Source organism: Streptomyces olivochromogenes (genome assembly GCF_021538895.1).
Classification (GTDB): domain Bacteria; phylum Actinomycetota; class Actinomycetes; order Streptomycetales; family Streptomycetaceae; genus Streptomyces; species Streptomyces olivochromogenes_A.
In genome coordinates this window covers 1-17131 of sequence record NZ_JADDRL010000162.1, presented here as the reverse complement: position 1 = coordinate 17131, position 17131 = coordinate 1, and the positions used below count along the sequence as shown (strand labels likewise).

At 72.3% G+C, this 17131-nt stretch carries 18 protein-coding genes and 1 pseudogene; 11 read left to right on the top strand and 8 right to left on the bottom strand.

Features of this window, described 5'->3' with window-relative positions; all coding sequences use genetic code 11:
• Both IPZ69_RS42995 and IPZ69_RS42990 read right to left on the bottom strand, forming a co-directional pair.
• A partial coding sequence (locus IPZ69_RS42995) for a DUF397 domain-containing protein (protein ID WP_235460334.1) occupies window positions 1-133 on the bottom strand: 133 nt, incomplete at its 3' end.
• Window positions 130-951, bottom strand: a complete 822-nt coding sequence (locus IPZ69_RS42990; protein ID WP_235460332.1) for a helix-turn-helix domain-containing protein — start codon at window positions 949-951, stop codon at window positions 130-132. The genes IPZ69_RS42995 and IPZ69_RS42990, both read right to left, overlap by 4 nt.
• Before the next feature lie 213 nt (window positions 952-1164).
• Here IPZ69_RS42990 and IPZ69_RS42985 point away from each other — a divergent pair, with 213 nt between their 5' ends.
• Together IPZ69_RS42985 and IPZ69_RS42980 are read left to right on the top strand one after the other, a co-directional pair.
• Entirely contained in the window at window positions 1165-2028 is an 864-nt protein-coding gene (locus tag IPZ69_RS42985) for an isocitrate lyase/PEP mutase family protein (protein WP_235460331.1), read from the top strand.
• The gene (locus IPZ69_RS42980; RefSeq protein ID WP_235460330.1) at window positions 2025-2309 is read left to right on the top strand and encodes a hypothetical protein; all 285 of its coding nucleotides are present in this window, start codon (window positions 2025-2027) and stop codon (window positions 2307-2309) included. The genes IPZ69_RS42985 and IPZ69_RS42980 overlap by 4 nt, the downstream gene beginning before the upstream one ends.
• 144 nt (window positions 2310-2453) lie before the next feature.
• Here IPZ69_RS42980 and IPZ69_RS42975 read toward each other — a convergent pair whose 3' ends face one another.
• Window positions 2454-2654 carry a hypothetical protein gene (locus IPZ69_RS42975; protein WP_235460333.1) on the bottom strand — a complete coding sequence of 67 codons (201 nt, stop codon included), beginning with the start codon at window positions 2652-2654 and terminating at the stop codon, window positions 2454-2456.
• A 274-nt stretch (window positions 2655-2928) separates the two neighbouring features.
• On the opposite strand from IPZ69_RS42975, the gene IPZ69_RS42970 reads away from it, so the two are divergent.
• Together IPZ69_RS42970 and IPZ69_RS42965 are read left to right on the top strand one after the other, a co-directional pair.
• Window positions 2929-4941 carry a TRAP transporter permease gene (locus IPZ69_RS42970; protein WP_235460329.1) on the top strand — a complete coding sequence of 671 codons (2013 nt, stop codon included), beginning with the start codon at window positions 2929-2931 and terminating at the stop codon, window positions 4939-4941.
• Window positions 4942-4978: 37 nt separating this feature from the next.
• Window positions 4979-5962, top strand: coding sequence for a TAXI family TRAP transporter solute-binding subunit (locus IPZ69_RS42965; RefSeq protein WP_235460328.1), 984 nt, complete (start codon window positions 4979-4981; stop codon window positions 5960-5962).
• 137 nt (window positions 5963-6099) lie between these two features.
• On the opposite strand, the gene IPZ69_RS42960 is transcribed toward IPZ69_RS42965, so the two are convergent.
• A complete protein-coding gene (locus tag IPZ69_RS42960) occupies window positions 6100-6897 on the bottom strand; it encodes an SAM-dependent methyltransferase (RefSeq protein ID WP_235460327.1) in 798 nt (265 codons plus the stop codon).
• 258 nt (window positions 6898-7155) lie between these two features.
• Here IPZ69_RS42960 and IPZ69_RS42955 point away from each other — a divergent pair, with 258 nt between their 5' ends.
• Window positions 7156-8730 carry a carboxylesterase/lipase family protein gene (locus tag IPZ69_RS42955; protein ID WP_235460326.1) on the top strand — a complete coding sequence of 525 codons (1575 nt, stop codon included), beginning with the start codon at window positions 7156-7158 and terminating at the stop codon, window positions 8728-8730.
• Window positions 8731-8771: 41 nt separating this feature from the next.
• Here the strand turns inward: IPZ69_RS42955 and mmuM are convergent, their stop codons facing one another.
• Both mmuM and IPZ69_RS42945 read right to left on the bottom strand, forming a co-directional pair.
• The gene (gene mmuM, locus IPZ69_RS42950; RefSeq protein ID WP_235460325.1) at window positions 8772-9695 is read right to left on the bottom strand and encodes a homocysteine S-methyltransferase; all 924 of its coding nucleotides are present in this window, start codon (window positions 9693-9695) and stop codon (window positions 8772-8774) included.
• Window positions 9696-9784: 89 nt separating this feature from the next.
• The gene (locus IPZ69_RS42945) at window positions 9785-10084 is read right to left on the bottom strand and encodes a putative quinol monooxygenase (RefSeq protein ID WP_235460324.1); all 300 of its coding nucleotides are present in this window, start codon (window positions 10082-10084) and stop codon (window positions 9785-9787) included.
• 154 nt (window positions 10085-10238) lie between these two features.
• Here IPZ69_RS42945 and IPZ69_RS42940 point away from each other — a divergent pair, with 154 nt between their 5' ends.
• From IPZ69_RS42940 to IPZ69_RS42915, 6 genes are all read left to right on the top strand, one after another.
• The gene (locus IPZ69_RS42940) at window positions 10239-11198 is read left to right on the top strand and encodes a GlxA family transcriptional regulator (RefSeq protein WP_235460323.1); all 960 of its coding nucleotides are present in this window, start codon (window positions 10239-10241) and stop codon (window positions 11196-11198) included.
• Between the two features lie 142 nt (window positions 11199-11340).
• Complete coding sequence (locus tag IPZ69_RS42935; RefSeq protein ID WP_235460322.1) at window positions 11341-11748, top strand: SseB family protein; 408 nt, start codon at window positions 11341-11343, stop codon at window positions 11746-11748.
• 129 nt (window positions 11749-11877) lie between these two features.
• Complete coding sequence (locus IPZ69_RS42930) at window positions 11878-13641, top strand: DUF2264 domain-containing protein (RefSeq protein ID WP_235460321.1); 1764 nt, start codon at window positions 11878-11880, stop codon at window positions 13639-13641.
• Window positions 13638-14006 carry a VOC family protein gene (locus IPZ69_RS42925; RefSeq protein ID WP_235460320.1) on the top strand — a complete coding sequence of 123 codons (369 nt, stop codon included), beginning with the start codon at window positions 13638-13640 and terminating at the stop codon, window positions 14004-14006. The genes IPZ69_RS42930 and IPZ69_RS42925 overlap by 4 nt, the downstream gene beginning before the upstream one ends.
• 143 nt (window positions 14007-14149) lie before the next feature.
• The gene (locus IPZ69_RS42920) at window positions 14150-14914 is read left to right on the top strand and encodes an isocitrate lyase/PEP mutase family protein (RefSeq protein WP_235460319.1); all 765 of its coding nucleotides are present in this window, start codon (window positions 14150-14152) and stop codon (window positions 14912-14914) included.
• A 98-nt stretch (window positions 14915-15012) separates the two neighbouring features.
• Window positions 15013-15438, top strand: a complete 426-nt coding sequence (locus IPZ69_RS42915; protein ID WP_235460318.1) for an NUDIX hydrolase — start codon at window positions 15013-15015, stop codon at window positions 15436-15438.
• Here IPZ69_RS42915 and IPZ69_RS42910 read toward each other — a convergent pair.
• Together IPZ69_RS42910 and IPZ69_RS42905 are read right to left on the bottom strand one after the other, a co-directional pair.
• Complete coding sequence (locus tag IPZ69_RS42910) at window positions 15425-16150, bottom strand: hypothetical protein (protein ID WP_235460317.1); 726 nt, start codon at window positions 16148-16150, stop codon at window positions 15425-15427. The genes IPZ69_RS42915 and IPZ69_RS42910 overlap by 14 nt on opposite strands.
• 91 nt (window positions 16151-16241) lie before the next feature.
• Window positions 16242-17131 (bottom strand): annotated as a pseudogene (locus IPZ69_RS42905) (hypothetical protein); the annotation flags it as partial.

Genomic DNA, 17131 nt, shown 5'->3' with positions numbered 1-17131 from the left:
TGAGGTGGGGGGTGGAGGGGGTCTTGGAGTCGCGGATGTGGATGACAGCCCGGTCAGTGGAGACTTCGACGCAGTTGCCGCCCTCCTCGCTGCTGTAGCTCGACTTGAACCACCGAAGCGCGGTGCCGCTCATTGCTCTCCTAGCAGACGGTCGAGTAATTCCCTCGTGTCCTCAGGGGTGAGGGCCTGTGACCGCAGCATCGCACACTTCTGCGTAAGGATCGCCACCTCGTCGGGGTCGGCGATCAGTTGGCTTCCACGCTGGGTCTCCACGTAGGCGAGCCGCTGGTGTTCGGGCGTCTCCAGCAGGACGAACGGTCCGCTGAATCCTGCGTGGGTGGTGCGGTTCAGCGGCAGGATTTGGAGCATGAGGCCCGGCAATTCGGAGCAGGCGAGCAGATGCCGCACCTGTTCGGCCCAGACCCTGCCGCCGCCGGTCGGTGCCCGGACCGCCGGCTCCCAGATTACGAAGCAGGTGATCGGCGGCTCCTTGCGGTGCAGAATCGCCCGTCGCTCGATGCGAGCCGCCACCAACCGCGCGATCTCGTCCTCGTCGAACGGCATGCGGGTGCCGAACACCGCCCGCGCGTACCCCTCTGTCTGCAACAGCCCCGGCAGTACCTGGTTCTCGTACGACGAGATCGCGATAGCCTCCCGCTCCCGATCCAAATACTCCTCCGCCCACAACGGAACCAGGTCCACCTCCGGCATCTTGCTCAGCGCCACCGACAACGCGCCCCTGGTGTCCAGGAGTTCGTCGAGCTGCTCGGCCAGGTCCGGTTTCAGTGGGCGTCTGCCCTGTTCGATCGACGCGATCTGCTGCTCGCCGACGACGAACCGCTCGCCCAGCGACCTCTGCGTGTATCCGGCGGCCTCGCGGTGGAGGGCGAGCAGCGCGCCCACCATCTTCATCGCCGAGGCGTTCCTCCGTGACCGTCGAGTCGTGCCCATGAGACCAAACTCCCCAACCGCGCGCGTACGTTCACCGTCCTGCACTCGTACAAACGAGTTGTACGGGTGCCCGGCGGTACCAGTGACGTTTCTCCGGTGAACCGGTTGCGCCAATGGGGTGAGTAAAGCCCGCATAAGGAGAGGGTCACGTTCAATTCTAGGAATCCTCTAGTGCTGGTAAAGGGCCATTTCAAGCACAGGAGGAGCCAGACGGTGACGTACGGACAGAAGCTGCGCGAGCAGATCGCCGGGCCGGAGACCACACCGCTGATCGGCGTGTACGACATGTACTCGGCGTCGATCGCGGCCGAGCACTACGACGGGATGTTCGTCTCCGGCTTCGGCTTCGCGGCCTCGTACTACGGGCTGCCGGACATCGGGTTCATCGCCTGGCCCGACATGGTGGCGTTCGTCCAGCGGCTGCGGGGCGCGTTCCCGAACCACCACCTGCTGGTGGACATCGACGACGGGTACGTCGACCCGGAGGTCGCCTGCCACGTCGTCGAGGGGCTGGAGCGGATCGGTGCCTCCGGGGTGATCCTGGAGGACCAGAAGCGGCCGCGCCGGTGCGGGCACGCCGACGGCAAGCAGGTGCTGCCGCTGGACGAGTACCTGGAGAAGCTGGAGAAGGTGCTGGCGACGCGTCAGGACCTGGTGGTGGTGGCCCGTACGGACGCCACCGACGAGCACGACATCCTGCACCGGGCCGAGCGGCTCGCGGCCACCGACGCCGACGTGGTGCTGGTCGACGGGGTGCGCAGCGTGGAGTGGATCCGGCGGATCCGGCAGGTCGTCGGGGACAAGCCGCTGCTGTTCAACCAGATCGCCGGCGGCAAGTCGCCCCGGCTGTCGCTGAGCGAGCTCACCGATCTCGGGGTCGACGTCGCGATCTACAGCACCCCGTGCCTGTTCGCGGCCCACGAGGCGATGCACTCCGCGCTCGCCGAGCTGAGGGCGGCGGACGGGCGGCTGCCCGAGGTCGATCCCGCGAGCGGGGTCGGGGTGAAGGCGTCGACGATGCTGCTGGAGCGGAACATCGCCCGAGACCGGGGCGAGCGCGAGGACGTGGGCGTGTGAGGCATGTGAGGCATGTGAGGCATGTGGAGCGGGCGGCACCCCGGCTGCGTACGGCCGGGGTCCTCGCTGCCGCGCTGCTCGGTGCCGCCGCCGGGCCCGCCGTCGCGGACGGAAGCCTGATCACCGTTCTCGACAACTCACAGGCCGACTCCATCCTGGAGGTCGACCGTACGGCCAACCTCCAGACGGGCAGCGGTACCGCCGGCAGTGATCACGACGGCAGCGCCGTCGACCTGATGGAGGCCCTCGTCGGAGCGGAGGACAACAACGGGGAGGACTGAGAACGACCGGAACCGGGACGGCGGTCGGAACCGGCGGAGCGGCCGGACTCCGCTCAGCGGCCGGCGCCGACAGCGACCGGATCCGGTACAGCGGCCGGGCACCCCGTGCGGGCGGTGTCCGGCCGTCGTCGTCCGCCGCCCCGGTCAGTCCTCGCGGAGGTCGGGGCGGCCCGCCTCGTCGAGTTCCACGTCCTCGGGCGTATCGACGGCGGGGGACAGGGCCGGCGCGGTGAGGTGGTGAGGAAGGTTCCGGTTCGCCGCCTCGGCCGTGCCGAGGGCCGCGGCCAGGGCCGCAGCGGCGAGAGCGAGGACGATGACTGCTGCGGTGCGCTTGGTGATCTTCATGCCCACGGAACGATCTTGGGTGCGCGGGGTCACCGTCATGCGTCCGTACGGGGCGCGGCAAGCCGCCGGACGTGCGCCGAAACATCCGCCGTACCTTACCGAAAGGTTTGAACCGACCGGTCACTTTGCGGTGGCCAACGCTTTCCGCCTCCCGTTGTATGGCTTTGCGCCACGGGGGAACAACGGAAGATCGCTGTCGCCCTTCGCGCCTGTCCCCGTTGCGCCCCATGCCTCCGGTGGCCCTCAAGTCCCTTTGCAGAACAGGAAATCCGCGGTGTCAGCGCAGCCGACCGTCGAAGAGCTGGTGGCCCAGTACGACCAGGAACGGCCGATGAGCCGGCTCTCGCCGCGGCTGTCCGCCGTGGTGTCCGTGGTCTGTGCGGCCCTGTCACTCTTCTCGCTCTACGCGGTCTTCTTCCCGCTGGAGCAAGGGCCGCAGTTCTACGTCACCGTCTTTCTCACCGCGGCGCTTCCGCTCTGCTTCCTCACCTATCGCGCGGGCGCCCGGGACGCCGGCGCGGAGACGGCGGACGAGGGCCGGTCCGCCGCCCGGCCGGCCGACGGTCCCCGGGCGCTCGACTGGGTGCTGGCCGCGGCCGCCCTGGCGGTCTGCGCCTACCCGCTGTTCGACTTCGACGGCTTCCTCGAACGCCGGCAGTTGCCCACCGCCCTGGACACCGCGGTAGCGCTGGTGTTGCTGCTCCTGGTCCTCGAAGCGTGCCGGAGGACCACCGGATGGGCGCTGCCGCTGTTCTGCGTGGGCTTCCTGCTGTACGCGTACTACGGGGGGCTGCTGCCGTACGACTGGCCCCTGGCGCACAGCGGCTTCGACGCGGACGCCATCCTCGCCAACCTCTTCATGGGCGCCGACGGGTTCTACGGCGTACCGCTGAACGTGGCGGCGACCTACATCGTCCTGTTCGCCGTCTTCGGCGCGGTGCTCGATCTGTCCGGCGCGGGCGCCTTCTTCATCGAGCTGTCCTTCGCCGCCTTCCGGGGCTCCCGCAGTGCCTCGGGCCGTACCGTGACGGCCGCGGGCTTCCTGATGGGCACGGTCTCCGGCTCCGGCACCGCCACGGCGGTGAGCCTGGGAACGGTCGCCTGGCCCGTGCTGCGCCGCGCGGGCTACTCCCGGGAGAAGGGGGGCGGCATCCTCGCCGCCGCCGGGATCGGGGCCATCCTCTCCCCGCCCACGCTCGGCTCCGCCGCCTTCATCATCGCCGAGTACCTGCGCGAGAGTTACCTCACCGTCCTGCTCTACGCCACCATTCCCACGGTCCTGTACTACCTCGGCATCATCCTGGCGATAGAGATCGACGCCCGGAAGAGCCTGACCACGACGGTCGAGGTGGAGCGGCGGTCCCCGCTGAGGCTGCTGGCCAGGTTCGGCTACCACTTCGTGTCGATGTTCCTGATCATCGGCTTCATGGCGGCGGAAATGCCGCCCTTCAAGGCAGTGGTCTATGCGACCGGCGTACAGGTCGTGCTCTCGTTCCTCGACCCGGCACACCGGCTGACACCGCGACGGCTCTACGAGGCCCTGGCCCAGGGCAGCCGGTCGGTGCTCCCGGTCATCGCCACCTGTGCCGCGGCGGGAATCATCGTCGCGGTCGTCACCCAGACCGGGCTGGGCCTCAACCTGGCCACGATCATCGTCGAGTCCGCCGGCGCCTTCGGCAGCGATCCGACCGTGACGCTCGTCCTGACGGCGCTGTTCGCCGCGGTCTCGATCACCGTCCTCGGGCTCGCGGTTCCGGTGACCGCGTCGTTCATCATCTCGGCGGTGATCATCGCCCCCGCGATGACCACCCTCGGCGTCACCGCCCCCGAGGCGTACATGTTCATCTTCTACTACGCCGTGCTCTCCGAGGTGACCCCGCCGACGGCGCTGGCCGCCGCCGCGGCGGCGGCCATCACGGGCGGCAGCCCGATGCGGACGATGACCGAGACCTGGAAGTACTCCCTGCCGGCGTTCCTGGTGCCGTTCTCGTTCGTCCTCACCGACAACGGCGCGCGCCTGCTGGGCCAGGGCGCGTTCACGGACATCGCCTGGGTCACCGCCGTCTCCGCCCTCGCGGTCGCCGCCCTGGCCGCGGCCACCGGAGGCTGGCTGCTCGGGCCGAGCACCCGGCTCGAACGCGGACTGTGCGCCGTGTCCGCCCTGCTCCTCCTCTACCTCAAGCCGCTGTCGCTGCTCACCGGTTCGGTGCTGCTGGCGACCGCTCTCGGCCTGCACCTGCTGCGCGGCCGCGGGGCCCGTGCGCACACGGTGCCCGACGCCCTCTGAGGGCTCTTCTCCCGATGAAAGGTCTCCATCAGTGATCATGCGACGTCTCCGTGCCATGGGCATCGCCGCCGCCTTCGCCCTGGCCGTCACCGCCACCGCGTGCAGCGGAAAACAGCAGGACCGGGCGGACCAGGGAGCCGGCGGCCGGCTCACCCTCGCCACCGGTAACACCACCGGCGTCTACTACCAGTTGGGCGGCGGACTGGCGAAGGAGATCTCCGAGAACCTCAAGGGCTACCGGGCGACCGCGACGGCCACCGGCGGGTCGGTGCAGAACATCCAGGGCCTCGTCAAGGGCGACTACGACCTGGGCTTCTCGTTGCTGGACACCGCGAGCGACGCGATCCACGGCAAGGACACGTTCGGCGAGCCGCAGCCGGTGGAGGCGCTGGCCCGGCTCTACCCGAACTACACGCAGGTCATCGTGCGGGACGGCTCCGATATCACGTCCCTGGCGGACATGAGGGGCAAGCGCGTCTCCACCGGGGCGCCCGGTTCCGGGACCGAGGTGATCGCGAAGAGGCTCCTGCACGCCTCCGGGCTCGACATCGACAAGGACGTCAAGGCGCAGCGCCTCGGACTGCCCGAGACGGTCGACGCCATGAAGGACGGCACCGTGGACGCGCTGTTCTGGTCCGGCGGGGTGCCGACCGCGGGCATCACCGACCTCACCACCACGCTGGGGAAGAAGGTGCACTTCCTCGACGTCACCCCCGAACTGACGCCGCTGCGGAAGGAGTACGGCGACGTCTACCAGCGCGGCACCATCCCCGCCGCCGCCTACAAGCAGCCCGGTGACATACCCACGATCGTCGTTCCCAACGTGCTCCTGGTGAAGAAGGGCTTCGACCCCGAGCTCGCCGGGAAGCTCGTCGATCTGCTCTTCGACCGTCAGGCGGAGCTGGCGAAGGTGAACGCCGCCGCCAAGGAGAACAGTGTCGCCGACGCAGGCAAGACCGACCCGGTGCCGCTGAACCCGGGCGCGAGCAAGGCGATCACCGCGCGGGCCGCGAAGGCCTGAGCACCGCCCCCAGGACGCGGCGTGCCCGACCCTCCCCCCGGACGCGCCGCACGGCCCGCCCCGAGCGATGCCCGGCATCGCTCGGGGCGGAAGTACCACTACGGCCGGTCCTCTACGGCCGGTCCTCGCGCGATGAGTCAGTCGGCCTTGCGCGCCACGCCCCCGTAGAAGCCGATCTCCCTCGACCGGGGCGGCGGCGTGCCGTCCGGGCGCCAGAACGGGACCTGGACCAGGCCGGGGTCGACCAGTTCGAAGCCCTCGAAGAACCCCTCGACCTCGGTGCGCGTCCGCAGGTTCATCGTGGCGGTCGCCCGGTTGTAGACCGCCTGGGCCGCGGCGCGGTCGGCGAAGTCGCCGGTGGCGTGCGAGAGCACCAGGAAGCTGCCGGCGGGCAGCGCGTCGCGCAGGGTGGCGACGATCCGGTCGGGCTTCTCCGCCTCGGTGAGGAAGTGGAGTACGGCGACGAGGAGCAGGGCTACCGGCTCGTCGAAGTCGATGACCCGACGGACGTCGGGGTGGTCCAGGATCGCCCGCGGGTCGCGCAGGTCGGCCAGCACGATGCTGGTCGCGCCGGAGCGGCTGAGCAGCGCGTCGGCGTGCGCGTTCACGATCGGATCGTTGTCGACGTACGCGACGCGCACGTCCGGCGCCACCTCCTGCGCGGTCTCGTGCACGTTCGGCGAGGTGGGCAGCCCGGTGCCGACGTCGAGGATCTGCCGCACTCCGCTGCCGACGACATGGCGGACGGCGCGGCGCAGGAAGTCGCGGTTGGCGCGCACGCTGATGCGCACCTCGGGTGCGACGGCGGCGAGTTCGTCGGCGGCCTCGCGGTCCACCTCGTAGTTGTCCTTGCCGCCCAGCAGGTAGTCGTAGATCCGCGCGGGGTGCGGCCTGCTCGTGTCTATCTCCTCGGCACGGAAGCCGTCCCGGCTCACGCTGCGCTCCCCTCGACGACCGCCGCGGCCGCCTTGCCCGCGCACGGTGACGACAGCTTCGCACATCAACTTGTGTGCGCCTGAACGCAGTTCATCGAGGACGGAGGGTGGGCGAGGCGTGCAGGGGCGGTGTCGGGCGCGATCTTCCGGGTTCGTCACCCGAACGGCCCCCAGCGCGGCCCCAGCGCCGGAATACCCGTGACTGGTGTGGTGCTCTGATAGCACCGGTGCGCGGGCGCGGGAGGAGCTGGTGGACGGATGACGGCAGACCGGGCGGCCCCCGTGGTCGGCACGCCGTACGGCGCCGTGCGCGGCCGGCGGGAACACGGGATCGCGGTGTTCCGGGGCATCCCGTACGCGGCCCCGCCCTTCGGCCCCCGCCGGTTCCGTGCGCCCGAGCCGCCCGAGCCCTGGGACGGCGTGCGGGACGCGGGCGCCTTCGGGCCGACGGCGCCGAAACCGCCGTACTCCGAAGCCTTCGCGCAGTACCTCTCCGACCCGGTCGTGCCGGGCGACGACTGCCTCAACCTGAACGTCTGGACTCCCGAACCGGGTCCCGGCGCCCGGCTCCCCGTCCTGGTGTGGCTGCACGGGGGCGCCCTGACCAGGGGCTCCTCGGCCGTGCCGGTGTACGACGGACGCGCGTTCGCCCGTGACGGCGTCGTCCTCGTCTCGGTCAACTACCGGCTCGGCGTCGAGGGGTACGGCCTGTTCCCCGACGCCCCCGCCAACCTCGGACTGCGCGACCAACTCGCCGCGCTCCACTGGGTGCACCGGTCGATCGCCGCCTTCGGGGGCGACCCGGACCGGATCACCCTCGCCGGGCAGTCGGCCGGTGCGATCAGCGTCGGCGCCCTGATCGCCGCGCCCCAGGCACAGGGCCTGGTCAGGCGCGCGGTGTTGCAGAGCGGTCCGCCCGAGGTCTCGGACCGCGACAAGGTGCGGCGGATGGTGCGCCGCATGGCGGCCCGGCTGAAGATCCCCGCCACCGCCGAGGCCTTCGCCGCCGTCGACCGCGAGCGGCTGCTGCGTGCCCAGGCCGAGGTGGGGCGCCTCAGCAGCCCCGTCCTGGGCGGCCCCGCCTTCGGGATCGTCGTCGACGGCGACCTCGTCCCGCGCGACCCGCTGGAGGCCCTCGTCGCCGGGGAGGCCGCGCGGGGCGTCGACCTGCTCCTGGGGTGGACCCGCGACGAGTACCGGCTGTGGCTCGTGCCGGGCGGGCTCCTGGAACGCGTCGACCGGCTCGGCCCCGTGGCCCTCGCCGGGGCCATGGCCCGCTGCCGTTGCGGCCACGAGGTGCCGCGCGGCTACCGCGCCCTGCGGCCGCGGGCCGCCACCGCCGAGATCGTCGGGCAGATGGTCACCGACCACCTGCTGCGCATCCCGTTGCAGAGCCTGGCCGACGCCCGCCCGGGATCGTCGTACGTCTACGAGTTCGCCTGGCCCTCCAACCTGCCCGACCTCGGCGCCTGCCACGCCCTGGAGCTCGGCTTCGTCTTCGACACCGGTGGCGCACCGGACAGCGCGAAGCTCGCCGGCGAGGGTGCTCCGCGGGAGCTGTGCGACACGATGCACGGGGCGTGGGCGCGGTTCGCGGCCACCGGGGACCCCGGGTGGGAGCCCTGGGGCCCCTCGCATCCGGTGCGGATCCTGGGTGACGGTGAACCGCGTACGGTCGACGGTCCACGCGATGCCGAGTTCGCCCTGTGGGCGGCCGACGCCACCGCCCAGGAGGCGGCCGCCGCCCCGGCCGACGGCATCCCGGTACGCGGCACCGAACTGGCGTCGGCGGTGCGTCGTCTCCGGCGGTCGGTCGGCACGCGGCGGCACTGACCCTGCGGGCGAACGCGGACCGACCGTGCGGGGCGCGGTCCTCAGGCCCCGGCCAGTGTCCGGGCGATCGAGGTGATCTCCTTCGGGCCCACCCGGCAGCAGCCGCCGATCAGGCGGGCGCCCGCGTCGCGCCAGGACGTGACCTGTGCGGTGGTGAAGGTGGAGCGGCCGGTCCAGGCGCGGGCCGAGGCGTCCCAGGTCTCGCCGCTGTTGGGGTAGACGACGACCGGCTTGCCGGTCACCCGGGCCGCGGTCGCGACGGCGTGCTCCGCGTCCCCGGGGGCGCAGCAGTTGACGCCGACCGCGATCACCTCGTCCGCGTCGGCGGCCAGGCCGAACGCCTCGTCCAGGGGCTGCCCGGCGCGGGTGCGCTCGCCGTCGACGGTGTACGACAGCCAGGCCGGCACGCCCAGTCCGCGCACCGCCCGCAGCAGCGCCGCCGCCTCGTCGGTGTCCGGGACGGTCTCCAGGGCCAGCACGTCGGGTGCGGCGGCGGCCAGCACCTCGAGGCGCGGCCGGTGGAAACGCTCCAGTTCGCCGACGCTCAGCCCGTACCGGCCCCGGTACTCGGAGCCGTCCGCGAGCATCGCCCCGTACGGCCCGGCCGAGGCCGCCACCCACAGCGGGCGCACGATGCCCTCGTCGCGGGCCTGCCGGGCCGCCTCCCGGGCCAGTTCCACGCTCAGCGCGAGCAGCCGGGCCGCCTTTGCCCGCGCGATGCCGCGCCGGGCGAAGCCCTCGAAGGTGGCCTGGTAACTGGCGGTGATCGCCACGTTCGCGCCCGCCGTGAAGTAGGCGAGGTGCGCCTCGGTCACCGCCTCGGGCCGCTCGGCGAGCAGCCGCGCCGACCAGAGCTCGTCGCTCAGGTCGTGCCCGGCGGACGCGAGCTGGTTGGACATGCCGCCGTCGAGCACGACCGGGCCGGCGGCGAGGGCGTCGGCGAGGCCGGAGGCGTGGCTGGTCATGGCATGACGCTAGTCGACGCGGCGGTCTGCCGGGCGGCAGCGCGATCCACGCCGCCGCCCGCGCTCCCGGTCAGGGACGTCGCTCCCGGTCAGGGAAGCTTGACCGCCAGGACGTCGACGGGCCGGATGTCCGGCGCCTCGCTGAGCATGGTCGGGGCCACCTCCATCAGTGCCGCGGCGATCTTGCCCTGGAGGTGCCCCTGGCGGCCCTCCTCGTTCTCGAAGGTGTCGAAGACGCCGAAGGTGGTGGCGCTCTGGCGGAACGCGTACCAGGTGACGGTGTGGTCCTCCTCCTGCGCGAGCCGCAGCGCGTCCCGCAGCAGGCCCTCGACCTTGTCGGCGTACTCGGGCTTGGCCTCGATCCGCGCCAGCAGTCCGAGCTTCGTCATGGTGCACTCCCGTGGTTGGTCTTCATGGTGCGAACGGCATGGAAGGTGCGGTGCCGGTACCGGGCACCGGATCTCGTCCGGACACCGAGAAATCTAGGCTTCTAAAGCCGCCCCACCCAGTGTCGGAAACGACGCGGTCGATACTGTTTCCGACATGGACATAGCTGTGCTCGCCTACGACGGCGTCTTCGACTCCGGGCTCGCCGCCCTCCTCGACGTACTGGACGGGGCGAACGCCATGCGCGGCGAGCTGGCGCAGCCCCCGCCCGCCTGGAACGTCATCACGATCGGCTTCCGCCGACGGGTCCGTACGGGTGCCGGGCACGTGGTCGAGACCGTTCCCGTCGGCGCGGCCGAGGACGCGGACCTGCTGCTGGTTCCCGCGCTGGCGGAGCGGCGGCCCGAGGCCCTGCTCGCGCACGTCTCCGGGCCGGCCGCCGCCCCCGCGCGGCGCCTGGTGGCCGCGACGCGCGCCCGCCGCACCCCCATCGCCTCCGCCTGCACGGGCACCTTCCTGCTGGCCGAGTCCGGCGTCCTCGACGGGCTGCACGCCACCACGAGCTGGTGGCTCGCCCCGTACTTCCGCAAGCGCTACCCGGCGGTGACGGTCGACGAGACCCGGATGGTCACCTCGTCGGACGGCGTGACCACCGCGGGCGCGGCCTTCGGGCACGTCGACCTCGCGCTCGCGATCGTCCGGATGAACAGCCCCGCCCTCGCCGAACTCGTCGCCCGCTATCTGGTCATCGACGAACGCCCGTCCCAGGCGGCGTACACCATCTCCGCCGCCCTCGCGCAGACCGACCCGACGCTGGCCGCCTTCGAGCGCTGGGCCCGGGAGCATCTGGACCAGCCGGTCTCCATCGCCGACGGGGCGCGGGCCATCGGCGTCAGCGAGCGCACGCTCCAGCGGGCCGTGCGCCGCACGCTGGGCACCTCACCGGTCCGCTTCGTCCAGGACCTGCGCGTCGAACGCGCCTCGCATCTGCTGCGGACCACGGGCCTGCCCCTTGAGGTCATCGCCCGCAAGGTCGGCTACGAGCACGCCAACACGCTCCGGATCCTGCTCCGCGAGCGCACCGGAGCCACGGCGAGCACCCTGCGCGGACGCTGAGACCGCACCAACCGGCCAGGGGCGCGAAGCACTTGAGCGTACGGTCACCAGGCGCACCGGCGGTCGGCGTGCCCGGCGGCGTCGGCCACCGCATGATCGGGCCGATCGCGGGTAGGCGATCGGCCGAGAGAGGTGCAGCGCAATGACCGAGATCCCCGCGGAAGTGTTCGAGGCAGTGGCGCGCGAGGCCTTGCGAGACCTGGCCACAGCGCCCGACTCCCGCGCCCTGGCGGCGCTGGCGGGCTGCGATGTGCTGATCCCGGCGATCGGCGGCATCCGCTGCACACGCGGCCGCGCCGAGTTCGTACGGCTGGTGCTGCCGGTGATCGAGAGGGTGCACGGCGACCCCGCGGTCATGGTGTTCACCTCGGAGGAGGAAATGCTCAGGGCGTTCCCCCAGGTGCCCTGCTACCGGCCCGTCACCCTGCGGCAGCTGGCCGCGCATTGGCCGACCGACGAGGTGATGCTGGTCATCGACGCCGGATGCGAGGACGAGCTGATCCTGTCCGCACAGGACGCCCGGCGGCTGCTCGCCGGCTGCGCCGCCTGAAGCCCGGCCATCTGGCGGAGGAGGGCCGGGTTCGGGTGGGATGAAACCCGGTACCCGCTGAGCACCTGGGGCGTCCCGACCGGAACCGGGGCGTCCCAGGCCGGCACCGCCGCAAGGAGAGGCACCCCGATGCACCTGCCGCCGGCCGACCGCACCCGCAGCCCGCGCACCGGATACACCCGCGCCCACTGGGAGGCCGCCGCCGACGCCCTGCTCGCCGCCGTCGAGCCGTACGCCACCGAGGACCGCGCCCTCTACCACCTCCCCGGTGACCACGAGAGCTGGTCGGGCCGCCTCTCCGACGGTCTGGAGGGGTACGCCCGCACCCTGCTGCTGGCCGCCTTCCGCCGCGACGAGAACACCCTCGGACGCTACGCCGAGGGCCTGGCCGCCGGCGCCTCGGGCGTCTGGCCGCGCATCGGGGACCGCGCCCAGCCCCTGGTCGAGGCCGCCTCGATCGCCCTCGCCCTGCGGCTGACCCGGCCCCTGCTGTGGGACCGGCTGGACGAGCCCGTGCGCGAGCGCGCGGCGGCCTGGCTGGCGGACGCGCTCACCGCCGAACCCTGGCCCTGCAACTGGGAGCTGTTCCCGGTCACCGTCGGCGGCTTCCTCCGGGAGATCGGTTACGAGACCGCGGCCTCGGGCAAGGCGATCGACCGCGGCCTGGAACGTATCGAGCAGTGGTACGTCGGCGACGGCTGGTACGCGGACGGCCCCGGCCGCGCCTTCGACCACTACAACGGCTGGGCGATGCACCTCTACCCGGTGCTGCACGCCTGGCTGGCCGGCGACGCCGACCTCCTCGACCGGTACGGGGGCCGGCTAGAACGCCACCTCGCCGACTACGCCCGCCTGTTCGGCGGCGACGGCGCCCCGATGCACCAGGGCCGCTCGCTGACGTACCGCTTCGCGACGGCGGCACCCCTGTGGCTGGGCGCGCTCACGGGACGTACGCCGTTGTCGCCGGGGCAGACGCGGCGGCTGGCCTCGGGGGCGCTGAAGTACTTCCTGGACCGGGGCGCGGTCGACGCGCGGGGCCTGCTGTCGCTGGGCTGGCTCGGCCCCGACGAGTCCGTGCTGCAGGGGTATTCGGGGCCCGCGTCCCCGTACTGGGCGAGCAAGGGCTTCGTGGGGCTCCTGCTGCCCGCGGACCACGAGGTGTGGACGGCGGTGGAGGAGCCGGGACCGGCCGAGCGCGGCGACGCGGTGACCCCGATCGGCGCCCCCAACTGGCTGGTGCAGTCCACGCGTTCCGACGGACTGGTCCGCCTCCACAACCACGGCAGCGAGGACGCCCGCTACGACCCGTACTACACGCGGCTCGCCTACTCGACCGCCACCCGGCCCTCCGCCTCGTACGACAACAGCGTGCTCGTCGACGGCGATCCGAGCCGCACGGACATCGTGCCGCTGGGCGTCGGGGACGGCTGGGCGGCCTCCCGGCACACCGTGCGGGACGGGGTGACGGTGACCAGCCTCGTGGTGGCCGAGGGCGCGGTGGAGGTGCGGGTCCATCGGGTGGTGGGCGTGGCGGCCAACACGACGGTACGGATCACGGGTTGGGCGGCGGGGGAGGGCCTGCGGGCCGAACTCGCCCCCGTCGTGGGCCTGTCGGAGGATCCTGTGGGCGGGTCGGGCGTGACGGGGCTGTCGGGCGTGACGGGCGAGTCGGAGGGGACCCTGTTCGTCGCCCTGGTCCGGCTCACCGGGGAGCCGGATCCCCGGCCGCTCACCGACGTGGTGAGTGTGGAGACGCACGGGGACCGTGAGGTGAACGTGCGGTGGGCCGGTGGTGCCGAGCCCAGGACCTTCCGGTTCACGGCGGCGGACGGGGAAGGGCCGCCGAATTGGGTTGTCCTGCCGGACGGCGGGCCGCCAGAATCCCCGGCATGACTTCCAAGATTCATCACATCACGGTCGACTGCGCCGACGCCTTCACCCTCGGCACCTTCTGGTCCCAGGTACTGGACCTGCCCCTGCACGACGACGACAAGCCCGGTGACCCGGAGGCGCTGATCGAGGGCGCGGGGCTGCTCTTCGTCACCGTGCCGGATGCCAAGACCGTCAAGAACCGGGTTCACCTGGACGTCCAGCCGCAGGACCGCACCCGCGAAGAGGAGGTCGAGCGGCTGCTCGCCCTCGGCGCCACCCTGGTCGACGACCAGCGCCGGGAGGACGGCAGGGGCTGGGCGGTCCTCGCCGACCCGGAGGGCAACGAGTTCTGCGTGGAGCGCAGCGCGGCGGAACGCGGCCGCTAGCCTCGGCCGACCCACACTTCGGCGGGCACCGAAGCGACCGGCGCCTAGCGTTCCTGTCATGAGTGCCGACGCCGTACCGGTGGGGTACTCGCCCGCCGCCTTGCCGAATCCCGCTCCTACGCCGACGCCCCGGGTGACTTCTCATGACCGCCTTCGCCGACCTCCATCACCGCCCCGGTGAACCGCTTCTCCTGCCCAACGCCTGGGACCATGCCTCGGCCGCCGCTCTGGCGGCGCGCGGGTTCGCGGCCATCGGAACGACGAGTCTCGCCGTGGCGGCGGCCGTCGGGCTGCCCGACGGGGCGGGGGTGACCGCCGAGCGCACCCTGCGGCTGGCCCTCACCCTCGGCGCGGAGCCGTTCCTGCTCTCCGTGGACGCGGAGGGCGGCTTCGGCGACGATCCGGAGTGCGTGGCCGAGTTCGCCCGCACGCTGTGGGCCGCGGGAGCCGTCGGCATCAACCTGGAGGACGGGCTGGGTCCCGCCGACCTGCACGCCGCCAAGATCAGCGCGGTCAAGCGGGCCGCCCCCGGGCTCTTCGTCAACGCCCGCACCGACACGTACTGGCTGGGCGACGGGGACGAGAAGGACACCCTGAGCCGCCTCGACGCCTACCAACAGGCGGGCGCGGACGGGGTGTTCGTCCCCGGTGTGGCGGATCCCGAGCGGATCGCCACGCTCGTGAGGCGCCTCGACGCTCCCCTCAACGTCCTGTACTCGCCGACCGGCCCCGCCGTCGCCCACCTGGCCGACCTCGGGGTCCGCAGGATCAGCCTCGGCTCGCTGCTGTACCGGCGGGCGCTGGGCGCGGCCCTGGACGCGATGGACGACATCGTGGGCGGTCGGGTGCCGGGCGGGACCACCCCCTCGTACGACGATGTACGCGCGCTGGAGCGGCCCGGCCGGTGAGGCCGTGAGCACGGCCGGGGGCGGCCGACCCTGGTACGGTGGAGGCTTTCTGGGTATCAGACCCTTTGGACTCATCTCCGGCGAGGGACCGAGGAACCATGGACATGGAGATCCCCGGCGAGAGGCGACTGGCGGCCGCCGTCGTGATGGACGAGCAGGGGCGGGTGCTCCTGGTGCGGCGCAGTGAGCGGGAGCGGTTCCTGCCGCGGGTGTGGGGCGTGCCCTGCGGAAAGGTGGAGCCGGGCGAGAGTCCCCGGGACGGCGCGCTGCGCGAGCTCAAGGAGGAGACCGGGCTGCTCGGAGACGTCGTCCGCCGGGTCGGCGAGTCCTCCTTCGTGAGCGACTACCGCGGGCACGAGGTCAAGAACTGGCAGGACAACTTCCTGGTCAAGCCGCTCACCCGGCACGTCTCCCTGCCCGAAGCTGACCAGGCGTACGCCTGGCTGGGACGGGACGAGCTGACGTCCGTCGACATCGACGCCTACAACCTGGACGTCGTACGACAGGCCTTCACGAGCTCCTGAGCAGTTCCGCCAGGTCGCCGAGAGCCGACAGGTAGTCCCGTGCGTCCATCGGCACCTTGGCCACGGCACCCGTGTGCGGTCCGGCCGCCGTGAACACATCGGTGTGGCGCCGCCGTTCGGCGCCCGTCTCCAGGAACAGCGTCACCGTCGGCGCGTCCGTGTCGCACCACGCCCGGTGCAGGGTGCGGGCGGGCAGGGCGTAGGAACTGCCCGCCGCGTACTGCCCGGTGTGCGTCAGCCGCAGCCGCGCCCGCCCGGCGGGTTCCAGCAGCCAGTCGGCGGACCCGTCCGACAGGGACTCCTGGTAGCGGTCGGCCGTGAGCTCGCCGTCGGCGCCGGACTCGTACAGCTCCATGGCCAGCCGGCCGCGCACCACGCAGGAGGCCAGCGGGGAGCGGTGGTTGTGGACGTCCTCCTTGCCGATCGCCCCCATGCCGGGATGCCACACGTGCACGCGGAGCATCTGGCGGGGGCCGCCGTCGATCAGCAGCAGCTTGTCGAAGCCGAGGACGTGCCGGTACGACAGACGGGCGCAGCCCTCGGTATCGCCCTCGCCCGAGGCGAGTTCGGCGATCAGCTCCAACAGCCGCTCGGACGAGCCGAGTTCGGCCACGACGGCACGGGCCGCGGCCAGCGTGCCGTGCTCGGACAGCTCTCCACCCAGGGTGTCGGCCAGCAGCCGCCGTGCCGCCAGGACCTGCCGACCACCCATGCACTCACCTTTCGATTCCCCCGCGGATCGCCCTGCGGACCCCTCGCGGACCCTTGCGGACCTGTTCCGGACCCGTTGCGAACAAGAGCGTTCACTCACCCGGCTGATACATCCATACGGCATGTGCCCGCAGCGCCGAAAGTCCTTGATAGGTCATCCACATGGGCCGCCGCAGCTCGGAGCCGTCACCCCGGCCCCAGGTCCAGATGCCGTCGGTCTGCCCGGCCCACACGGCGGCCACCGCCCCGTCCAGCCGCTCCCGCCACTCGGCCTCCAGGCCGTCCGCGCGGGCCACCTCCCGGGCGCCGGGGGAGAGCAGGGCGCGCACGGTCCAGGTCGCGGTGAAGTGCCGTACGTTCAGCACCTCGTGGTGGTTGGGGTCGTCGCTGCGCGTCCGGCGCACCTCCTCGCGCAGGTTCTCCACGTCCAGACAGGTGTGGTGCCGTGCCTCCGGGCAGGACAGCAGCCAGCGCACGCCGTCCTGGCGTGCCGCCCGCGCACCCGCCGGCTCGCCCAGGATCCTGGCCGCCCGGTCCAGGGCGACCACCGTCTGCGCGGTGTGCAGCGGGGACGGGGGTCCGTACGGCGGGTGGAGGCGGTAGCCCCAGCAGCGCAGGTGTTCGCGGCGCTCGTCGTCCATCGCGCCGTCGATCAGGACCTCGCGCAGCGCGGGCAGCAGCGGGGAGCGGGGCGCGGTGCGCAGCAGGCCGCGCAGCACGGTCGTGACGACGTGGGTGGAGTCCCGTCCGGCCGGGTCGAGTTCCCGGGTGAAGGCGGCCGTGCACCGGTCCGCCTCGGCCGCCAGGCGGTCGCCGGACGACCCCGCCCGCGCCAGCGCGCCCAGCACCATCGCGGTGACCTCGGGCCGGGCCTCGGCCCCTTGTGACCGCGCCGACCAGCCGCCGTCCGGCAGCCTGAGCCGCCACAGCGTGTCCACCAGGTCACCGGTGCTCAGCCGGCCGTCGGGCACGCCCAGGTCGA